Raw genomic sequence first — 18,749 nt, forward strand, 5'->3', positions numbered from 1 at the left:
GCGAGAGCAATATTTGACAATTAGTGCCTTTGCGGCAAAACTTCTATTCTTTTATTTCAAAACCACTCGTTAAACCAGCATCTGAACTTCCTCCAACCATAATTTTAAAAGTTCCCGGTTCTACTAAATAATTTCCTTCATTGTCATAAAAACCAAGTTCTTTATTGGTTAAAGTAAAAGTTACAGTCTTTGTCTCGCCTTTTTTCAGACTTACCAATTCAAAACCCTTTAGTTCTTTTATTGGCCGGACAATGCTGGCATATTCATCATGAATATACAATTGTACCACTTCTTTTCCGTCATAATTTCCTGAGTTCGTAACGGCAACACTCACTTGTACATTTTCGTTTTTTGCGAAAGATGTTTTATTTATTTTTAAATCTTTATAATCGAATTTAGTATAACTTAATCCAAAACCAAACGGAAATTGAGGTGTTTTCTCCACATCCATATAGTGCGACCAGAAAACGTTTTTATCACTGTCAACAGGTCTTCCTGTGCTGTATTTGTTGTAATAAACAGGAACCTGACCTACATTTCTCGGGAAAGACATTGGCAGTTTTCCACTTGGGTTATAGTCGCCATATAAAACCTGCGCTACGGCATTTCCGGTTTGCGTTCCTAATTGCCAGGCTTCTACGATAGCAGGGACATGTTCAGCAGCCCACGGAATACTCAACGGACGCCCATTATTTAAAACCAAAACTACGTTTGGGTTTACTTTGTAAATTTCTTCTAATAATTCCTGTTGCAGACCCGGTAAATTGAGATCGGTTCTGCTTCTTCCCTCTCCGCTTTGAAAACCGTATTCGCCTAAAACCATAACGACAATATCTGCATTTTTTGCGGCTGTTTTCGCGGCTTCAAATCCACTTTTGTCCGTGGTATTAAAAATAGTTTCGGTTAAAAAAGTGGCTTTTTGCGAAAGCAAATCTGCTCCTTTTTCAAAAACCAGCTGATTGTCTTTATACTGTTGCATACCTTCTAAAACTGAAATCGCCGTATTATCATCGGCTGCAATTCGCCAGCTTCCAAGCGGACTGTTTTTATCATTGGCCAAAGCACCAATCAAAGCTATTTTCTGCCCTGATTTTTTCAGCGGAAGCAAATTCTTTTCATTCTTCAACAATACAATTGATTTCTTTGCCATGTCCAGAACACCATCGTTATTGGCTTTACTTCCCACAACCGCTTTTTCACGTTTTTCATCACAATATCGGTACGGATCATCAAATAAACCCAATTCAAATTTTACACGAAGAATCCTGCGGACAGCATCATCAACCAAAGCTTCTTTTACTTTTCCTTCTTTTACTAGAGCCACTAATTTTGCGACATACAAGTACGATTCCATATCCATATCAGAACCTGCAATTACGGCTTTTGCAGTTGCATCGGCTTCATCTTTGGCATATCCGTGCGCAATCATTTCGCGAATCGAAGCATAATCAGAGATTACGAAACCATCAAACTTCCATTTTCCTTTCAGGATATCTCTTTGCAGAAATACATTTCCTGTTGCCGGAATTCCGTTCAGGGTATTAAACGAATTCATAAATGTACGAACTCCTGCCTCTACCGTCGCTTCAAAAGGCGGCAAAACCGAATTGTACAATTTCGAATTGCTGATATCTACTATATTATATTCTAATCCTGCCTCTACATAACCGTAAGCTGCAAAGTGTTTCGCGCAAGCTGCAATGGTATTTACTTTCGCCAAATCGGCAATAGTTTCCCCCTGAAAACCATGAACCCTGGCAGTGGCAATTTTACTTCCCAGATATGGATCTTCACCCGCGCCTTCCATCACACGCCCCCAGCGCGCATCGTTTGCCACATCGACATTAGGACCAAAAGTCCAGTTAATTCCGGATGCCGAAGCTTCATCAGCCGCAATTGCCGCCGATTTTTTAATGGCCTCCAGATCCCAGCTCGCCGCTTCTGCCAACGGAATCGGACTTAACGTTTTATAACCGTGAATGACATCAAAACCAATAATTAACGGAATTCCTAATCGTGTTTCTTCAACTGCTATTTTCTGTACGGCACGAACTTCCTTCACACCACGAACCGTAAGCATCGAACCCACCCATCCTTTTCGTAAATGCTCGTATTTTAATTCGGCTGTTCCACCTTTTGGAGCTGGTCCCGTGACATCCCAAAATCCGTTATACTGATTCATCTGTCCTATTTTTTCCTCTAGGGTCATTAAAGGCAAAAGCAAATCGATACGTTGCTCAATTGTTTTATTTTTATCCAGATACGGCTTTTTCTGTGCATTCATATTTCCAACTGTAAAGAGGGCAAAAACCCCAATCGTTATTATTTTTTTATTTTTCATAGTGGTATAATGGTCAGATAGTTTATTTTAAAGGCGCTAAGGTTCTGATTTTAGTAATTTGGGCGTGTTCGCCGCGGCGAATCGGGCTATTCGCTTCAAGTCCTCGCACTTCCTTCATCAGGCTGCGGGCTTTTCGCTGCTATCCCTCACGCATACGGTTAACGAGAACTTTTCGACATGCTTGTCATTTTAGCACATGTCATCCTGAGCGAAGTCGAAGGAACACAAGCAAATCGACACAGATTGACAATTCTTTGCGGAGTTTCTAGTGCGATTTCTCCCTTCGGTCGAAATGACAAACTTCGCGTCTTAACTTTGCGGGGCTTCGACTCCGCTCAGCCTGACATAAAACGAGATAAAACAAAAAAACCAGCGCCAATCCGTTTAAACCCGCACAATACGCGGGCAAAAATTCTAAAATCTACATTCTAAAATTCGATTACTCCGTAATAAAACAAGAAGCCGGTAAATTCGCTTTATTAAACAAATCTGATTGTATTGTATTTCCCCAGGCAAATCTCACTTTTTCCGGATTTGAAACTTTTTTACTCGTCAAAATCACCTGATTATTTTTTATAGCAGCTTCGGCAGGATAGAAAGTTCCATCGGCTCCGGCCACTTCAAACTGATCCGTTTTTTTATCTTTAAAATACAAACCGTCTGCAGAATCAAATGAAACGATTGCTTTGTTTTTATCGATTTTAATATTCTTAAAAAGCGGGCTGTTTACCAATCCCAAATTGATTTTATAAATATCAGCCAAAGCCAGATTGGCCAAACGAATTCCAACCGATTTTTTATTCTTTGGGTGAATATCGACCGTATCTGAGATATCGCTAATGACTACCATTCCGGTCTTTGGAACTTCTTTCAGGATTTTCCGTTGAGAATCTCTCACAGTAACATTCGAGAAGTTATTAGAACCTGTTTTGTAAGGCGCGATTTGAACATAGTAAAAAGGAAAATCATCTTGCCAGGCTTTTCTCCAGGACGTAATCAACGCCGATAAAGTCTGATCGTAAACTAATGAACCAACATTCGATTCGCCCTGATACCAAAGTGTTCCCGCAATTTTAAAGCCCACAAAAGGATAAATCATAGCATTATAAGCACGCCCGGGCTGACGTGGTCCGTATTCTTGTTCGTTGAGTTTTTTAGCATTTTCCAGCAAAACCGGATCATTTTGAACGACTTCTTCCGGCATCCAGATTTCAGCCGGAGTTCCGCCCCAATTGGAAGAAATCAATCCGATCGGGACATTTTTTAAATCTTCTCTCAGGCGTTTGGCAAAGAAGTATCCAATCGCACTAAAGTATTTCATGGTTTCGGGAGTAGACTCTGCCCAATTTCCAAGTAAATTATTTTGAGGTGTTGTAGCGGTTAATTTCGGAACGGTAAAAAAGCGAATATTGGGATTCGCAGCATTTTTCATTTCTTCCTCGCCATTATCGATTCCCCAACTCACCGACATTTCCATGTTGGATTGTCCGGAACACACCCAAACTTCGCCAATTAAAATATTCTTAAGAATGACTTCGTTATATCCTTTTATAGCAATCGTGTAAGGTCCTCCGGCTTCTGGTGTTTTGATATGAAGTTCCCATTGTGCCTGATTATTGGCAACGACTTTATATTCCTGATTGTTCCAGCCTGAAACTAATTTGATTTCTTCTTTAGGATTGGCCCAACCCCAAATTTTCACTTCGGAATTGCGTTGTAAAACCATATTATCGCCAAAAATATTCGGAAGTGTAACGTTTGCCATCATAGTACTGGAAATCATCAGAATGAAAACAAACTTAAATATATTATTTCTCATTTAGTATTTTTTTTAAAAACGGCCCATATTCATCTGCCAGAACTTTATGATCAGCCACATCAGGATGTCCGGAGCACCCCTTTGGCGTCATGGGTTTAAATTTAAAAATCAGGATTGGTTTATGGCTTTTATCCGATGCAAAAGCAGCTTTTACTTTATTCAGACAATCTTCAAAAACAACTCCTCTTTCTCCTCCCACCATTGGACTGTTTGTAATTACAATTTGTACTTTCGGATTATGCTGATACAACATCTTAACGAAGTTGATGTAATTCGAAACATATTTCTCAGGATTAAAAGGCAAACGTTCTTTTTTGCCATCTCCTCCGGAAAAATCATTGGTTCCTAAGGCAATGCTGATCACATCAGGCTGAAAAGCAAAATCGTATTTTGGTTTAGAAGCATCTTTGGTTAAATACAAATTCTGATAGACATCGGGCATTATGGCTTCGTCTTTGTTTTCATCGTTCCAGTTTCTATACATTCCGATTCCGGAAACTGAACTCACCAGATAATGGACTCCAATTGCACGGGAAAGCACGGGCCCATAAGCATAATATCCGTTGTGATGATCAAAATATTCTCCTTTATCACAAGGAACATCCGAAGGATCACTTGCTGCTCCACATGTAATCGAATCCCCAATAAATTCAATTTTCTTTTTCTTTTTGGAAGTAATCGAAGTCAGTTTTGCTGTTGTTCCGGCGAATAGAATTCCGCCGCTGTGTGCTTCTGTAGTTTTATAAATATCAAGCGTATGAACTTTTTTCTCCGATGTCGTTTGGATTGGAAAAGATTGTGCTGCCCCTTTTTCGATTCTGAGTTTTCCGATATATTTTCCGTCCAGAACTAAAGAAACATAATTATGATGTTCATACGAATCAACGCTTTGAAGAGAAACAGCACATTCATTTCCTGTAAAATTAAACGATACAGAAGAAGCCGTTCCGATTAAAATAACATTGTTGTTTTCAAGTTTTTCAACCCGGCCCTGATAAAGAAATGTATTCGTTTTGTTTTGCGAAGTCGAAATGGCCGAAATCAGCGAAAACGAAATTAAAAATGCTATTTTTTTGAGAAACATAATTTATTTGTTAAAATATAAATACGATTCACAAATATATCTGAATTACAGTATATAGAAAGATACTAAAACATCAAAAAGCAATAAAAAAACACCAAAATTATTATTATGCTTTTAATAACTGAATGAGACAGATTATCCAACATTCCTTTGATATTCAAAAGCAACGGACTATCTTTATAAATCAAATCTTACGTTACTCCCTTAAAAATGAAACTACCTCTTTATATCACAATTTCCCTGACTGTTTTATGTTCATCGTTTACGCTTAAAAAAGAAAATGTTGCAGCAACAAATTCCATACAAAACACACAAACTACTATAGAACGGGATTCTATTATTTTGTATGCCAAACAATATATGGGAACTCCTTATTTATACGCCGGAAATGATCCCAAAAAAGGATTTGATTGCTCCGGTTTTGTTAATTATGTTTTTCAGCATTTTGAAGTTACTGTACCCAGAAGCTCAAGTGGTTATAAAAATTTGGGGACTGCAAAATCAGCAGAAGATTTTAAAGTGGGTGATGTTTTGGTTTTTTACGGTTATAAAAACAAAAACATCGTAGGGCATGTGGGCATCATTTGCGAGGCTAATGGCATGCATTCCAAATTCATACACGCTTCTTCCGGAAAAGCCGGCAGCGTAACTATTAGTGATTTAGATTCGGACCATTACAGCAAACGTTTTTATAAGTGTGTGGATGTATTGCCCAAATAATGTTTTTTTGCCACAAATTACACGAACTAATTTTTTAACTTTTGGATAAAAATGAGTGCTAATTTGGGAAATTCGTGGCAGCTTTTTTTTAATTTTATTCTTCTGTAAGTAATTTTATCAAACTTTCATCTCTTTGATAAACGTCTTTATAAAAATTCAAATTCCCATCACGATCTACCCAGGCAGTAAAATAACCAATATAAACCGGAATTTTCTTTTTTAAGGTATACCAGCTTTCTTTGCCGGCATGCATGGCTTTATCGATTCGGGCGGGAGTCCATGTCGGGTCTTGTTTTAAAAGTTCAATGGCTAATTCTCTTGGTTTTCCTACGCGGACACATCCGTGGCTAAAAGCCCTGTTTTCTCTTTCAAATAAGCTTTTTGCCGGTGTATCATGCAAATAAATATTATTTGAATTTGGAAATAAAAACTTCACCAGACCAAGCGAATTATTTTTACCCGGCAACTGACGCACTGCACCATTATTCCATTCCAGATTTTTTTGTGCCAGATAATTTTTATTCTTAGCCATTCCGGGTTTGATCTCTTTGTTAATGATACTGGTAGGAACATTCCAATACGGACTAAAAACAATATTATTCATCATTCCGCTAAAAATTACGGTTTTGGTCATCGCTTTTCCAACTACCACTGGCGATACAAAAGCAATTTCATGATTGCGAATTAAGTATAATCTAAATTCCGGAATATTCACTTCTATATATTCTTTGCCTTTTTCGAGCTCCGGATCAATCCATCGGCAACGTTCCATATTAACGATTATGGTTTTTATTCGGTCTGAAACCGGAATATTCAATTCGGCAATATGCTCCGGTAAAATTGTATTCTTTGGTGTTAATCCGTGGTGTAATTCGTAATTTTTAATTCCTTTTATTAGAACAGAATCACATACATTACTTTTATTATTTTCTTTAAGGTCCCCGGTGATATAAAGTCTTTCTCTGATCTGGCCAATGGTAGCAACAGAATCTCCTAATTTAAAGCTTTTAAAACCTTCCAGGGTTTCAATTGTTTTCCAGCCTCCTTTTTTTTCAATTTCCCTGTATTGATGCAAGGCATCACGAAGTTTATAATATTGACTGAACATTTTGCTCTTCTTATCATCACTAATGGTCGATTTTTTATAGATCGAATCTGAGAAAACCTGATAATTTACTTTTTTTCGGGGTAAAAGCCATTCTAATGATTTGGTTGTTTTTTCATCTACACCGGAAACTTTCTGAACATAATAGAAATACAAATTCGTGATCATCAAATCTGTATCTGCCTGTGACAATTTATTTTCAGCCGTATGTTCAAAAACGGGGCTTATCTTTTCATTATAGGGGAAATTGGCTTTCAAACCTTCCTGATCTAATCCTTTGTATTTATTGAATAAGGTGTTTCCAAACTCTACTACACCTTTATTGTCTAACCACAATTGAGTCGATTTATTTTTTTTGTAAAGAGCTAAAACTTCTGTCTGAAATTTAATCAATTTGGGATACGCTTCATAAAAAGCGGCGATTTTAGCACTATCAATTGAAATTTTAAGCTCCGGTACTACTTTTTCTGAAATCTTTTTTAGTTCGTCTTCTTTTTTTTCTGATTTCTTATTACAGGAAACAGCAGTTACAAGAAGGAAAACAGCAACAAGCGGATATAAAATTTTCATCGTAATTTTTTTAATAAAAATAGAAAAGTTTTGGTGAAAACAATTCATTTATAAAAAAAATAATATTGGCGTTACAATCCTGAAAAACAGTTCAGATGCTCTGTTGATTTTAGAAAAAAACCATAAAAAAAACTCCGGATACATTACATACCCGGAGCTGCCACTTTATAACCAACCTTTATTTTTAAATTACTGTTCCTTTTAAGGTAAGCACTTTTGGAGTGCTTTCTGCACTTGTTGTCACCGTAACTGTTTTTGTAAAACCTCCTTTATTTGCTGCATTGTAAGTTGCTGTTACTTTTGCAGATTTACCAGGCAAAACAGGCTCTTTGGTATAATCTGTTGCAGTACATCCGCAAGACCCCTGAACATTTGTAATTACAACTGCCGTTTTTCCTGTATTTTTGAATTCGTAAACAATTGCTTTTGGCGTTCCTTGCGGAATTTCACCTACATCAACAGTTTCTGCTTTCCAAACAATTGTCGAAGCTGCTGCTGCAGTCACTTTTGTTTCAGAAGTTAAAGATTTTATTGGTGCAATTGCTGAAAAAGACATTAAGCTTAAAGCTAAGGCTAACATCGAAATTTTAATCATTTTCATAGTTATTTATTTTTAATGGTTTATAGTTCTAATTTTGTATTACAAAGATAATTCAGACAAATTCAAGTCGCTGTTAACCGCTTTCAAATCTTTGTTAACGACTTGTTAATGGGCTTTTTTAACTATAATTTTGATTAATATTACACTCTAAAACACCGCTTTCTTGAAAATAAATAAACTTAATAGTATTATCCTTCTGGGACTTGTTGCCATTATAAGCATATTGGTTGCACAACTGCTTTGGACCAAAGAAGCTTTTACTTTAGAACAAAAAAAACTGAGCCAGAAAGCCAACATTGCTTTACTCGAAGTGGCCAGAAAATTATACGAAGGAAAAGACCACGAATCATCATGTCAGAACCCCGTTCAAAAAATATCAAACGACTACTATATTGTAAACATTCAAAATGCTTTTGAACCGGATGTTTTAGAATTCTATCTGAGATCAGAGTTTAAAAAAATGAATATTACAACAGATTTTGAATATGCAGTATACAACTGCCAAAGTGATGAAATGGTTTACGGAAAGTACATTTCGTTTTCGGAAAAAGAAAAAGCAAAAAAAACGGTTTCTTTCCCTAAACATAAAAATCTGGTGTATTATTTTGCCATTCGTTTCCCAAATGAAACCACCTATTTATTTAGTTCGATGCGTTTTTGGTTTATACTTTCGAGCGCGCTAATCTTTATTTTGCTGATTTATGTATATTCGATTTTTACACTTTTGCAACAAAAAAAATATTCTGAATTGCAAAGGGATTTCATCAATAATATGACGCATGAATTTAAAACGCCTCTGTCTTCTATTTTAATTGCTTCAAAATACTTAATTGAACAAAATCCGATTAAAGAGGATAAAAAACTTCATACCTATACCGATATTATTATCAATCAAAGTAACAAGCTGAACAATCATATTGAGAAAATTTTAAACATTGCCAAGTCAGATTACGCACCGTTGGAATTAAAAAAGGAAACTATTTTAATTGTCCCGGTTATCGAAGAAACGATCCAGAATATCCAGTTGAAATATCCAGATGCAATTATCAAAATTGACGCAGTCGCAGCAGCTTATCAAATAAAAACCGATGTTTTTCATTTTTCTAATCTGGTCTATAATTTACTGGATAATGCAGTTAAATATTGTACTGAAAAACCAGAAATTACAATTCGTATTTTAGCAGAAAATAATACTTTAAAATTGTTTTTTACCGATAACGGAATTGGAATTTCAACTAAGAATATTTCTTTTATTTTTGATAAATTTTACCGTGCCCAAAACGAAAAAAGCAATGAAGTAAATGGTTTTGGACTTGGCTTGTATTATGTGAAAGAAATTTGCAACTTGCACAACTGGAAAATAAAAGCCGAAAACAATGCTGAAAAAGGCATCACTATAACTTTGTCAATTCCTTATAAAAAATGAAACAATTCAAAATACTTTATACCGAAGATGATGAAACCTTAGCATTTTTGACCAAAGATAATCTGGAGCAAAATAACTATGAAGTCACTCATTGCTGCGACGGAAAACTGGGTTTGGAAACCTTTAAAAAAGAAAATTTTGACATTTGTATTCTTGATATTATGATGCCAAAAATGGATGGTTTTGAACTGGCAACCGAAATTAGAAAGACCAATATTGATATTCCGATTATTTTCCTTTCGGCTAAAACATTAAAAGAAGATCGCATTAAGGGTTTGCGCCTGGGTGCCGATGATTATTTAGTGAAGCCTTTTAGCATTGAAGAGTTGCTTCTGAAAATTGAGATTTTCCTGAAACGTTCCCAAAAAAATACTCCAATAGAAAAAGCTGTTTATGAAATTGGAAAGTATCAGTTTGACATCAATAATTTTATTCTTTTTAATGAAAATGAAAAAATTAGCTTAACACAACGTGAAGCCGAATTATTGAAATTGTTCCTTGATAATAAAAATTCGGTTTTAAAAAGAGAACAAATTTTAACTTCGCTTTGGGGAACGGATGATTATTTTATGGGAAGAAGCCTGGACGTTTTTATTTCGCGTCTGCGTAAAATCTTAATCAATGAAAAAGGCATTTCTATAGAAAACCTGCACGGAATAGGGTTTAGATTTAGTATTGTATAAATACGCAAATCATTATTTCAAATAATAACAATTCTGCTAAAAATAGAGGGAAATCTGTAAAACTACTTTTAAAAACTTTTGTATTTTTAATATCTAAATTCCGTCGATATGAAATTACATCATTTACGAAATGCTACTTTAGTAATCGAAACTGAAACCGATGTTATATTGGTCGATCCCATGTTAGGAAAAAGAAAAACGATTCCGCCCTTTACCCTCTTTCGTTATAAACCCAAAAGAAACCCGCTTGTGGCGCTGCCTAAAAACAGCAGGGATATTTTAAGCAAAGTCACGATTTGTCTGATCACACATTTGCATCCTGATCATATTGATAAAGCTGGTGAAGTTTTTTTAAGACGAAAAAGTATTCCGGTAATTTGCAGTTCAAAAGATGAAAATGCTTTATCTAAAAGAGGGTTAAACATTCTTCAAAGTTTAAATTATTGGGAAGCAAAAGAATTTTTAGATGGCAAAATAACCGGAATTCCGGCTGTTCATGGTTACGGATTTATTGCTAAACTAATGGGAAATGTAATGGGTTTTCATATTGAACTTCCAAATGAAAAATCTGTTTACATTAGCTCTGATACCATTTTTACAGAACATGTGCAGAAAGTATTGATTGAATTTAAGCCAGACATCGCTGTTGTAGCCTGTGGAACTGCCCGATTAGATTTTGGTCAGCCACTATTAATGCGAATAAATGACATTTTGAAATTTACTGCATTAGCACCAGGCAAAGTTTTCGCTAATCATTTAGAAGCTTTAAACCATTGTCCAACGACAAGATCTGAATTGAGATTAGCATTTTCTCAAAATAATCTGCTGGACAAAGTTGCCATTCCAAGTGACGGAACGAGTGTAACGTATTAATTTACAAAACCAATAAGCCAAATTCACGTAAAGTGTTAATGGGCTTTGAATACCAGAACAATTCAAAATCTTCCAGTGTTGTTTCAAAATCTGCTTTTACTTCCTGAAAAGTATAGTTTTTAGCATTTGAAATTGAGATTTTGGTCAAAATATCAATCAGCCACTCCCCTTCACTTTTACTGGTTTGAATATTGAAGCTTTCTTTTTTATCGTGAAAGGTAAAAGTCATCATTTCCCATGATCTTCCTTTTTTCGATTTCGTGAAATATTCTGTAAAAGGTTTTCCTCCTAACCAGACTACTTTTGCATTTGGTTTTGTATTGAAGTCATTTCCTTCTTCAAGAGCATTAAAAATAAAATCAGGATCTATTTTTGTTTTTGGGATTTTAAAATCGAACCAATCCTGCAATTCATAATCAAAGCAGATTCCGTGCATGAAATTAAAGAGTGATTTTTTTAATCCGAAACTAAATTTATCGTGATTGATTCCGGTCGAATCGGTATAATCAATATCATTATTGGCAAAGGTGCCAATGGTTTCTGTTGTTTTTTTGACACCAAATTTCTCCGGATACAATCCAACCGGACTATGTGCTGTCATAGCAAACTGATGCCAAAATCCCGATTGCAGAATTCCGGCTTCAAACAACTGGCGCACCATTTCAAGACTATCAACCGTTTCCTGAATGGTTTGCGTAGGATATCCGTACATTAGATACGCATGAACCATGATTCCGGCTTCGGTAAAGTTTCGGGTCACTTTTGCCACTTGTTCTACCGTTACACCTTTATCAATTAATTTTAATAATCGGTCTGAAGCAACTTCTAAACCACCGGAAACCGCAATACAGCCCGAAGCTTTCAGCAATAGACATAAATCTTTAGAGAAACTTTTCTCAAACCGAATGTTTGTCCACCAGGTTACCGCTAATTTTCGACGTAAAATTTCCAGCGCCAGTGCCCGCATTAAAGCCGGCGGAGCAGCTTCATCGACAAAATGAAAACCATTTTGTCCGGTTTGCAGCATCATATCTTCCATACGATCGCACAATAAATTGGCTGCAACAGGTTCATATACTTTGATATAATCTAACGAAATATCACAGAAAGTACATTTCCCCCAATAGCAACCGTGCGCCATGGTGAGTTTGTTCCAACGTCCGTCGCTCCACATTCTGTGCATTGGATTTACGATTTCGATAACCGAAATGTATTTATCCAAAGGCAAATCAGAATAATCCGGAGTTCCTACGTAAGCTTGTTTATAATCGTGTTTTAAGGAATTGTTTTTGTAGACTACTTTTCCCTCTTCTAAAAGAAAAGTTCTTTTGTATGAATTAGCATTTGGGTTTTCGAGATTGAATATTAATTCTTCGATTGGAACTTCACCATCGTCTAAAGTAATAAAATCGAAGAACTCAAAAACGCGGGCATCAGAAAGCGAGCGTAATTCGGTATTTGGAAAACCACCTCCCATTGAAATCTTAATTTCAGGATGATGCTGTTTGATCCATTGTGCGCATCTGAAAGCACTATATAAATTTCCCGGAAAGGGAACAGAAATCAGAAAAAATGTAGGTTGAATCGTTTCAATCTTCGCTTTTAAAACCGAAATCAAAATAGCATCTATATAAGTAGGGTCTTGTTGTAAAGCTTCGTATAATTCATCAAACGAATTGGCACTTCGTCCTAAACGTTCGGCATATCGGCTAAATCCAAAATTTTCATCGACACATTCAACAATATAATCCGATATATCTTCAAGATACAAAGTGGCTAAATGTTTTGCTTTATCCTGAGTTCCCATGGTACCAAAAGCCCAATCGAGTTCTTCTAATTGTGCAAAACGAGAAGCTTCAGGCAGAAAATCTTCCTGACAAATTTGCAAAGCCAATGTTGGATTTTTGCCCTGCAAAAACTGAATAACCGCATCAATTGTTTTAATATATTCATCCTGTAAAGCAAAAATACGTTTGGAATTATCCGATATTTCAGAACCTGAAACTTCAAACCTGAAACCTGAAACTTCAAACAAATCAATCAATCCTTTTTTCGAAAACAATTCCAATATCACATCAATACCCAAATCTGCCTGAACTGATTCGATATTTTTCGTATTCAGAAATCCTTTTATATACGCTGTCGCCGGATACGGAGTATTCAGTTGTGTAAAAGGCGGCGTAACGACAAAAAGTTTAGTTTTCAAAGCAACATTATTTTTTGCAAAAATACGGCATATTTAGAGACTTTTCAGGAAAAGATTCAAGTTCTGATTTTAGTTTTATTTTGTAGATAATTAATTACATTTGTCGCTATTCAAAACCAACGTATGAAACACAAATTACTTTTTATTTTTTTGTTTTTTTCAATATTTTGCTATTCTCAGGAAAATTGTAATAACGGAATTGATGATGATGGTGACAGCAAAATAGACTTGAATGATGAAGATTGTATTTGTAATAATACTATTTCCATTTTACAAAATTCTTCTTTTGAGGAAAAGACCAATTGCCCTCAGAATTATGATGACATTCCAACAACCACTTATTGGACAAAAGGAACAATCCCATCCCCGGATTATTTAAACAAAGACTGCTCTCTTTATAATACTATTTACAGCAAAAATCTTCAAAATTTCCCCGATGGTAAAGGAATTTTCAGGGCAGTATACAAAAACAATAAAAAAGAATATATCGCTACAAAATTATCAAGCCCATTAAGTAGCGGAATAAACTATCAGTTAACACTGAATATTGCTACATTGATGAGTATCGAAACAAATAACCTAAGTAAACGTTTTGATTTTAATTTCTTAGCGCCTACATACATAACACTTTATGGATCTACCAATAAAGATAATTTACCATTATATACAAATTCAGATCCAAATTCATTTGACCCATCCTGGATTGAAATTGGAAAAGTTTTATACCAACCTCAGACTAACTGGGGAGAAATAACAATTAGTTTTACCACAAATATTGCTATTAACGCAATAATGCTAGGACCAGAGAAGATATTGCCTCCATCATTTAACACCGATTATGAACCTTCTTTCTTATATGATAATTTAAGATTAAATACTGCTGAAAATTTTGGTGTTACTATTGTTCAAAGCGGCAATTTCTGCAATAATGACTTAATATTGACTGCTAATCTGAATAAAACCATGAGTTTAGCCACAACTTTTCAATGGTATAGAAACGGAATAGCGATAAATGGAGCAATTAATAAATCTTATCCAATTCCTTCAGTTAAAACAAATTTAGGAGAATATGCTGTAAAAGTTACAGATGGAAATGATTGCTTCGTAAGTTCAAAATTAACTATAAACAATTCAATTCTTAATCCTTCTGTAACAGTAGTTCAGCCTACGTGCCAGGATATAAATGGTTATATCAAAGTTAACGACCCGGGAATAGAATATAGTTTTGATAAAGGCCTGGCCTTCCTTTCAGATGACAACTATGTTACAAAAGATTTGGTATGGCAAACAGATGCTAACTTTGTCACAAAAGAATATGGCAAATATTATGTTCAGACAAGAACCGCTTCGGGCTGTATTTCTACACCTACGATTGTAACAATTAATCCCCCAATATTACTAGACCGCCCAACATTTTCGATTATTCAGCCAACTTGTAGTTCTGGTGGAACTATTACTATCACAACCCCGGGATCACAATTTAGTTTTGATAATGGTTTGACTTGGGAAAACAGTGCTGTCAAAACAAATTTACCTGCTGGAAATTATTTACTTAAAATAAAAAACAGTAGCGGATGCGAATCCTATTCCCAAAGCGTCTTGCTTTTTCCGTCATATATTAATTCTCCAAACTATACTTTAACCCAACCTGTTTGCAATCAAGGTGGCAGTATTACTATTACCAGCCCCGCATCCGAATATAGTTTTGATAATGGAGAAACATGGACAACAAATCCAACGGCAACTAATTTATCTCCTGGTTATTATAATGTTAGAATTAAAGATGAATTTGGATGTCAATCGAAACCTTATTTCAATCAAATTTATTTTAATCCATTTTCTAAATCATACCCGGAAATTAAAGTTAATCAACCAAATACTTGTAGTAATACCGGAAGTATTATTTTTTTAAAGTCTTCAAATAAATATAGTATTGACAACGGACAAACATGGAAGGAAACATCTGATTTTAATAATTTACAACCTGGCAATTACGTAATAAAAACGAAAAATGAACTAGGTTGTGAATCCGAAGTCTATCAGGTTAAAATAAATTTTTATTTATCTAAACCAACTTATACCACAATAAATCCTGCATGTACGACAAACGGCAGTATTACTATTACTAGCCCCGCATTCGAATATAGTTTTGATAATGGAGAAACATGGACAACAAATCCAACGGCAGCTAATTTAACTCCCGGTTATTATTATATTAAAATTAAAAATGAATTAGGCTGTGAATCTGATGTTGTATATGCCAATTTACCGGCTTTCCATCTTGATGAGCCTACATACAAAATAATAAATCCCAATTGTGAAACGGAATCAAAATGGAGTATTTCAATTACAACGCCTGCTGCATCTTATAGTTTTAATGGGGGCGTAACATGGAGTACAAGCCCAAACATTTCTAATTTAGATTATGGAACTTACTTCTTGAAGATAAAAAATTCTTTAGGCTGTGAATCAAATTATGCAGTTGCCAATATACGCAATACTTATTATTTAGAAAGTCCCGAATTTTCAGTTGTACAACCTACTTGTGCCACTCCAGGACGTGTTACCATAACCACTCCTGCTGCATTTTATAGTTTTGATGATGGAGCAACATGGAGTACGAATCCAAATCTTACTAAATATCCTAATGGTGGCGTAAGTGGCTATCTTAGGATTAAAAATAAGGCAGGTTGTGTAAGTGAACATAATTGGTTTAGTCTTAACCTCAATGTCCTTAATACTCCTACTTATACAATAGTGCAACCAACTACTTGTGACAGTAATGCTACCGGAAGTATTACCATTACGACATCGGCCGCCTTATATAGTTTTGATGGTGGTTTAAGTTGGAGTACTAACCCTACAGCTTCAAATCTTCCTGTCGGATTTAAATATCAATTAAAAATTAAAAACAAAGAAGGATGTGAGTCAGGAAACCTTATAATTGAATTCACTCCTTTTAAAATAAAAGAGGCCGAATACAAAGTTACTTATCCCAGCTGTGGTAAAGGAGGTTCTATTACAATTACGACACCAGCACCATTTTACAGTTTTGATGGTGGTGAAACTTGGGGTACAAGTCCAACCGCTACAAATTTACCACTTGGTTTTTATTATCCTAAAATAAAAAATGAATCTGGATGTATCTCAGAAACACTTTATTCTGTTAATTTCAATGAACAATATTTATCTGATTTTAATATCCAGGTAACTCAACCTACTTGTGAATCAAAGAATAAAGGGAGCATTACAATAGATCCCCTATTTGATCAATATAGCTTTGATGGTGGTAGAACCTGGAGTCAATATAACATAGCCACAAATTTATCTCCCGGTAATTATTCCATAATAGTAAAAAATAATTTAGGTTGTGAGTCCTGGTGGAGAGTTGCAACACTTTATGATTTTTATTTACCCAGACCAAATTACACTACAACCCCTCCTGTATGTGGAACTGGAGGAAGTATTACAATAACTACTCCAGCTGCATCATATAGTTTTGATAATGGAGTAAATTGGACAACTAATCCAACGGCTGCAAATTTAGATGAAGGATATTACTCAATAAAGATAAAAAATGAATTAGGGTGTGAATCCTATCCGCAAAATATTTATATTCCTAAATTTTACCTTAATCTCCCTTTATACTCAATAATACAGCCTAATTGTGAATCTTTAGGCAGCATAACTTTCACTACAGCTGCTTCTGAATATAGTATAGATAATGGAAATACCTGGAAAACTAACTCTACTTTTCCTAATTTAACTACTGGTAATTATCTTTTAAAAAAAAAAAGTGCTTTAGGATGTGAATCCAATTATAGTGCAGTTTCTCTTTATAATATAAATCTTCCAGCTCAAAAACCTACTGTTTCAATTCAGCAACCAAGCAGTTGTACTTCTGGAAAAGGGAGTATTTCGGTGACTACAAATGCTTCTTTTTACAGCTTTGACAACGGACAAACATGGGGTACAAATGCTACTGCAACAAATTTAATTTCTGGTGATTATTTTATAAAAATCAAAAACAGCAGTACAGGCTGTCCTTCTCCTGCAACAAAAGCAATTATAAACCCTCCTTTAGACGCCATAGTATCGCCAACTTATACAGTTTCTCAACCTACAAGCTGTACCAATCCTTTTGGAACAATTACTATTACAACCATAGCTTCAAAATATAGTTTTGATAATGGATTAACCTGGAAAACAAATTCAGATTCTGGAAATTTAGCTGTAGGGAATTATAAGATCAAGATTCAAAATTCGGCTGGGTGCGAATCTGAAGAAGTTTCAATTCAGATAACTGCGCCTTCAGATTATCCAAATCCTCCAACAATAAGTATTACACAACCGGATTGTTCGAATTTAAAAGGAAAAATAACCTTAACTTCTACTGCCTCAGCATATAGTTTTGATAATGGTTTGACATGGACTACATCGCAAATTTCAGATTTACTGAATCCGGGAGACTATAATATTAAGGTTAAAAACTCAGATGGCTGTATTTCTGAGCCTCTTAAGGCTATAATAATTCCGTTTACAAATTTTACATCATCACCAACAGGCTCAAAAATTCAAAATTTCTGTATCGATGAAATTGCAACTTTAGAAAATCTAAATTTAACAGGAACCGATATTAAATGGTACGATTCTGCAACAAATGGAGTCATTTTATCCGAAACAACTTTATTACAAAACAGCGTTTATTATGCAACTCAAACATTAAACAACTGTGAAAGCCCGCGATTTGCTGTCACAGTAAAAATTCAGGATACGCAAATTCCAATATCAGATTCACCTCAAACATTCTGTATTCAAAAAAATACTTCAATAAAAAACATCAACATTATAGGACAAAATATAAAATGGTACCAAAGTACATCTTCAGATACCACATTGTCCGAAGCAACAACTCTCGAAAATGGAATTACTTATTATGCTTCACAAACCATAAATAATTGCGAAAGTGACAGGATACCTGTTACCATTAATATTCTTGAAGCAACACAAGGAGATTGCATTAATTTTGTAGAGGAACTTCCTTTTCCTAAATTCTTTACACCAAATAATGATGGCTATAATGATACCTGGACAATAAACTTCGCTTATCTGAAACCTAACACAGGAATAAAAATATTTGATCGTTACGGAAAATTCATCAAAGAATTAAGTCCCAATACCCAGTGGGATGGAAATTATCTGGGCAGTCAGGAACCTGCATCAGATTATTGGTTTACTGCAACCAGATTAAACGGAAAAGAATACAGAGGACATTTTACTCTGAAACGATAAAAAAATAACCGCAAAGTAAATTTTGCGGT

At 35.1% G+C, this 18,749-nt stretch carries 11 protein-coding genes; 5 read left to right on the forward strand and 6 right to left on the reverse strand.

All coding sequences use genetic code 11. The features are described from left to right. Positions 1-43: 43 nt before the first annotated feature. The 3 genes from bglX to ACHRWY_RS17690 form a co-directional block, all read right to left on the reverse strand. Positions 44-2,341: a beta-glucosidase BglX gene (gene bglX, locus ACHRWY_RS17680; RefSeq protein ID WP_395356443.1), complete on the reverse strand. Its 2,298-nt coding sequence runs from the start codon at positions 2,339-2,341 to the stop codon at positions 44-46. Between the two features lie 439 nt (positions 2,342-2,780). Further along, positions 2,781-4,160, reverse strand: a complete 1,380-nt coding sequence (locus ACHRWY_RS17685) for a sialate O-acetylesterase (protein ID WP_395356445.1) — start codon at positions 4,158-4,160, stop codon at positions 2,781-2,783. After that, a complete protein-coding gene (locus tag ACHRWY_RS17690; protein WP_395356446.1) occupies positions 4,150-5,244 on the reverse strand; it encodes a GDSL-type esterase/lipase family protein in 1,095 nt (364 codons plus the stop codon). Before ACHRWY_RS17690 ends, ACHRWY_RS17685 begins: the two co-directional genes overlap by 11 nt. Positions 5,245-5,454: 210 nt before the next feature. On the opposite strand from ACHRWY_RS17690, the gene ACHRWY_RS17695 reads away from it, so the two are divergent. After that, entirely contained in the window at positions 5,455-5,964 is a 510-nt protein-coding gene (locus tag ACHRWY_RS17695) for a C40 family peptidase (protein ID WP_395356448.1), read from the forward strand. Between the two features lie 94 nt (positions 5,965-6,058). Here the strand turns inward: ACHRWY_RS17695 and ACHRWY_RS17700 are convergent, their stop codons facing one another. After that, positions 6,059-7,639: a murein L,D-transpeptidase gene (locus ACHRWY_RS17700; protein ID WP_395356450.1), complete on the reverse strand. Its 1,581-nt coding sequence runs from the start codon at positions 7,637-7,639 to the stop codon at positions 6,059-6,061. 184 nt (positions 7,640-7,823) lie between these two features. Then, positions 7,824-8,240: a DUF1573 domain-containing protein gene (locus tag ACHRWY_RS17705; protein WP_395356451.1), complete on the reverse strand. Its 417-nt coding sequence runs from the start codon at positions 8,238-8,240 to the stop codon at positions 7,824-7,826. A 163-nt stretch (positions 8,241-8,403) separates the two neighbouring features. Between ACHRWY_RS17705 and ACHRWY_RS17710 the strand changes: the two genes are divergently transcribed. The 3 genes from ACHRWY_RS17710 to ACHRWY_RS17720 all read left to right on the forward strand — a co-directional run bounded on the left by ACHRWY_RS17710 (position 8,404) and on the right by ACHRWY_RS17720 (position 11,222). Continuing rightward, the gene (locus ACHRWY_RS17710) at positions 8,404-9,666 is read left to right on the forward strand and encodes a sensor histidine kinase (protein ID WP_395356452.1); all 1,263 of its coding nucleotides are present in this window, start codon (positions 8,404-8,406) and stop codon (positions 9,664-9,666) included. Further along, entirely contained in the window at positions 9,663-10,349 is a 687-nt protein-coding gene (locus tag ACHRWY_RS17715; protein ID WP_395356453.1) for a response regulator transcription factor, read from the forward strand. The genes ACHRWY_RS17710 and ACHRWY_RS17715 overlap by 4 nt, the downstream gene beginning before the upstream one ends. A 108-nt stretch (positions 10,350-10,457) precedes the next feature. Continuing rightward, complete coding sequence (locus ACHRWY_RS17720; protein WP_395356454.1) at positions 10,458-11,222, forward strand: MBL fold metallo-hydrolase; 765 nt, start codon at positions 10,458-10,460, stop codon at positions 11,220-11,222. 1 nt (position 11,223) lies between these two features. Here the strand turns inward: ACHRWY_RS17720 and ACHRWY_RS17725 are convergent, their stop codons facing one another. Beyond that, entirely contained in the window at positions 11,224-13,428 is a 2,205-nt protein-coding gene (locus tag ACHRWY_RS17725; RefSeq protein WP_395356455.1) for a B12-binding domain-containing radical SAM protein, read from the reverse strand. Positions 13,429-13,551: 123 nt separating this feature from the next. Here ACHRWY_RS17725 and ACHRWY_RS17730 point away from each other — a divergent pair, with 123 nt between their 5' ends. Next, on the forward strand, positions 13,552-18,720 hold the full coding sequence (locus tag ACHRWY_RS17730; RefSeq protein ID WP_395356457.1) for a T9SS type B sorting domain-containing protein: 5,169 nt from the start codon (positions 13,552-13,554) through the stop codon (positions 18,718-18,720). Positions 18,721-18,749 lie beyond the last annotated feature (29 nt).

Origin of the sequence: Flavobacterium sp. FlaQc-48 (assembly GCF_044007335.1) — a bacterium.
GTDB lineage: Bacteria > Bacteroidota > Bacteroidia > Flavobacteriales > Flavobacteriaceae > Flavobacterium.

What these genes read in the sequence shown, in the direction of transcription:
- ACHRWY_RS17685 (WP_395356445.1), bottom strand. Translation starts at nt 4,160, where the DNA reads ATGAGAAATAATATATTTAAGTTTGTTTTCATTCTGATGATTTCCAGT.
- ACHRWY_RS17720 (WP_395356454.1), top strand. Translation starts at nt 10,458, where the DNA reads ATGAAATTACATCATTTACGAAATGCTACTTTAGTAATCGAAACTGAA.
- bglX (WP_395356443.1), bottom strand. Translation starts at nt 2,341, where the DNA reads ATGAAAAATAAAAAAATAATAACGATTGGGGTTTTTGCCCTCTTTACA.
- ACHRWY_RS17700 (WP_395356450.1), bottom strand. Translation starts at nt 7,639, where the DNA reads ATGAAAATTTTATATCCGCTTGTTGCTGTTTTCCTTCTTGTAACTGCT.
- ACHRWY_RS17695 (WP_395356448.1), top strand. Translation starts at nt 5,455, where the DNA reads ATGAAACTACCTCTTTATATCACAATTTCCCTGACTGTTTTATGTTCA.
- ACHRWY_RS17715 (WP_395356453.1), top strand. Translation starts at nt 9,663, where the DNA reads ATGAAACAATTCAAAATACTTTATACCGAAGATGATGAAACCTTAGCA.
- ACHRWY_RS17730 (WP_395356457.1), top strand. Translation starts at nt 13,552, where the DNA reads ATGAAACACAAATTACTTTTTATTTTTTTGTTTTTTTCAATATTTTGC.
- ACHRWY_RS17705 (WP_395356451.1), bottom strand. Translation starts at nt 8,240, where the DNA reads ATGAAAATGATTAAAATTTCGATGTTAGCCTTAGCTTTAAGCTTAATG.
- ACHRWY_RS17690 (WP_395356446.1), bottom strand. Translation starts at nt 5,244, where the DNA reads ATGTTTCTCAAAAAAATAGCATTTTTAATTTCGTTTTCGCTGATTTCG.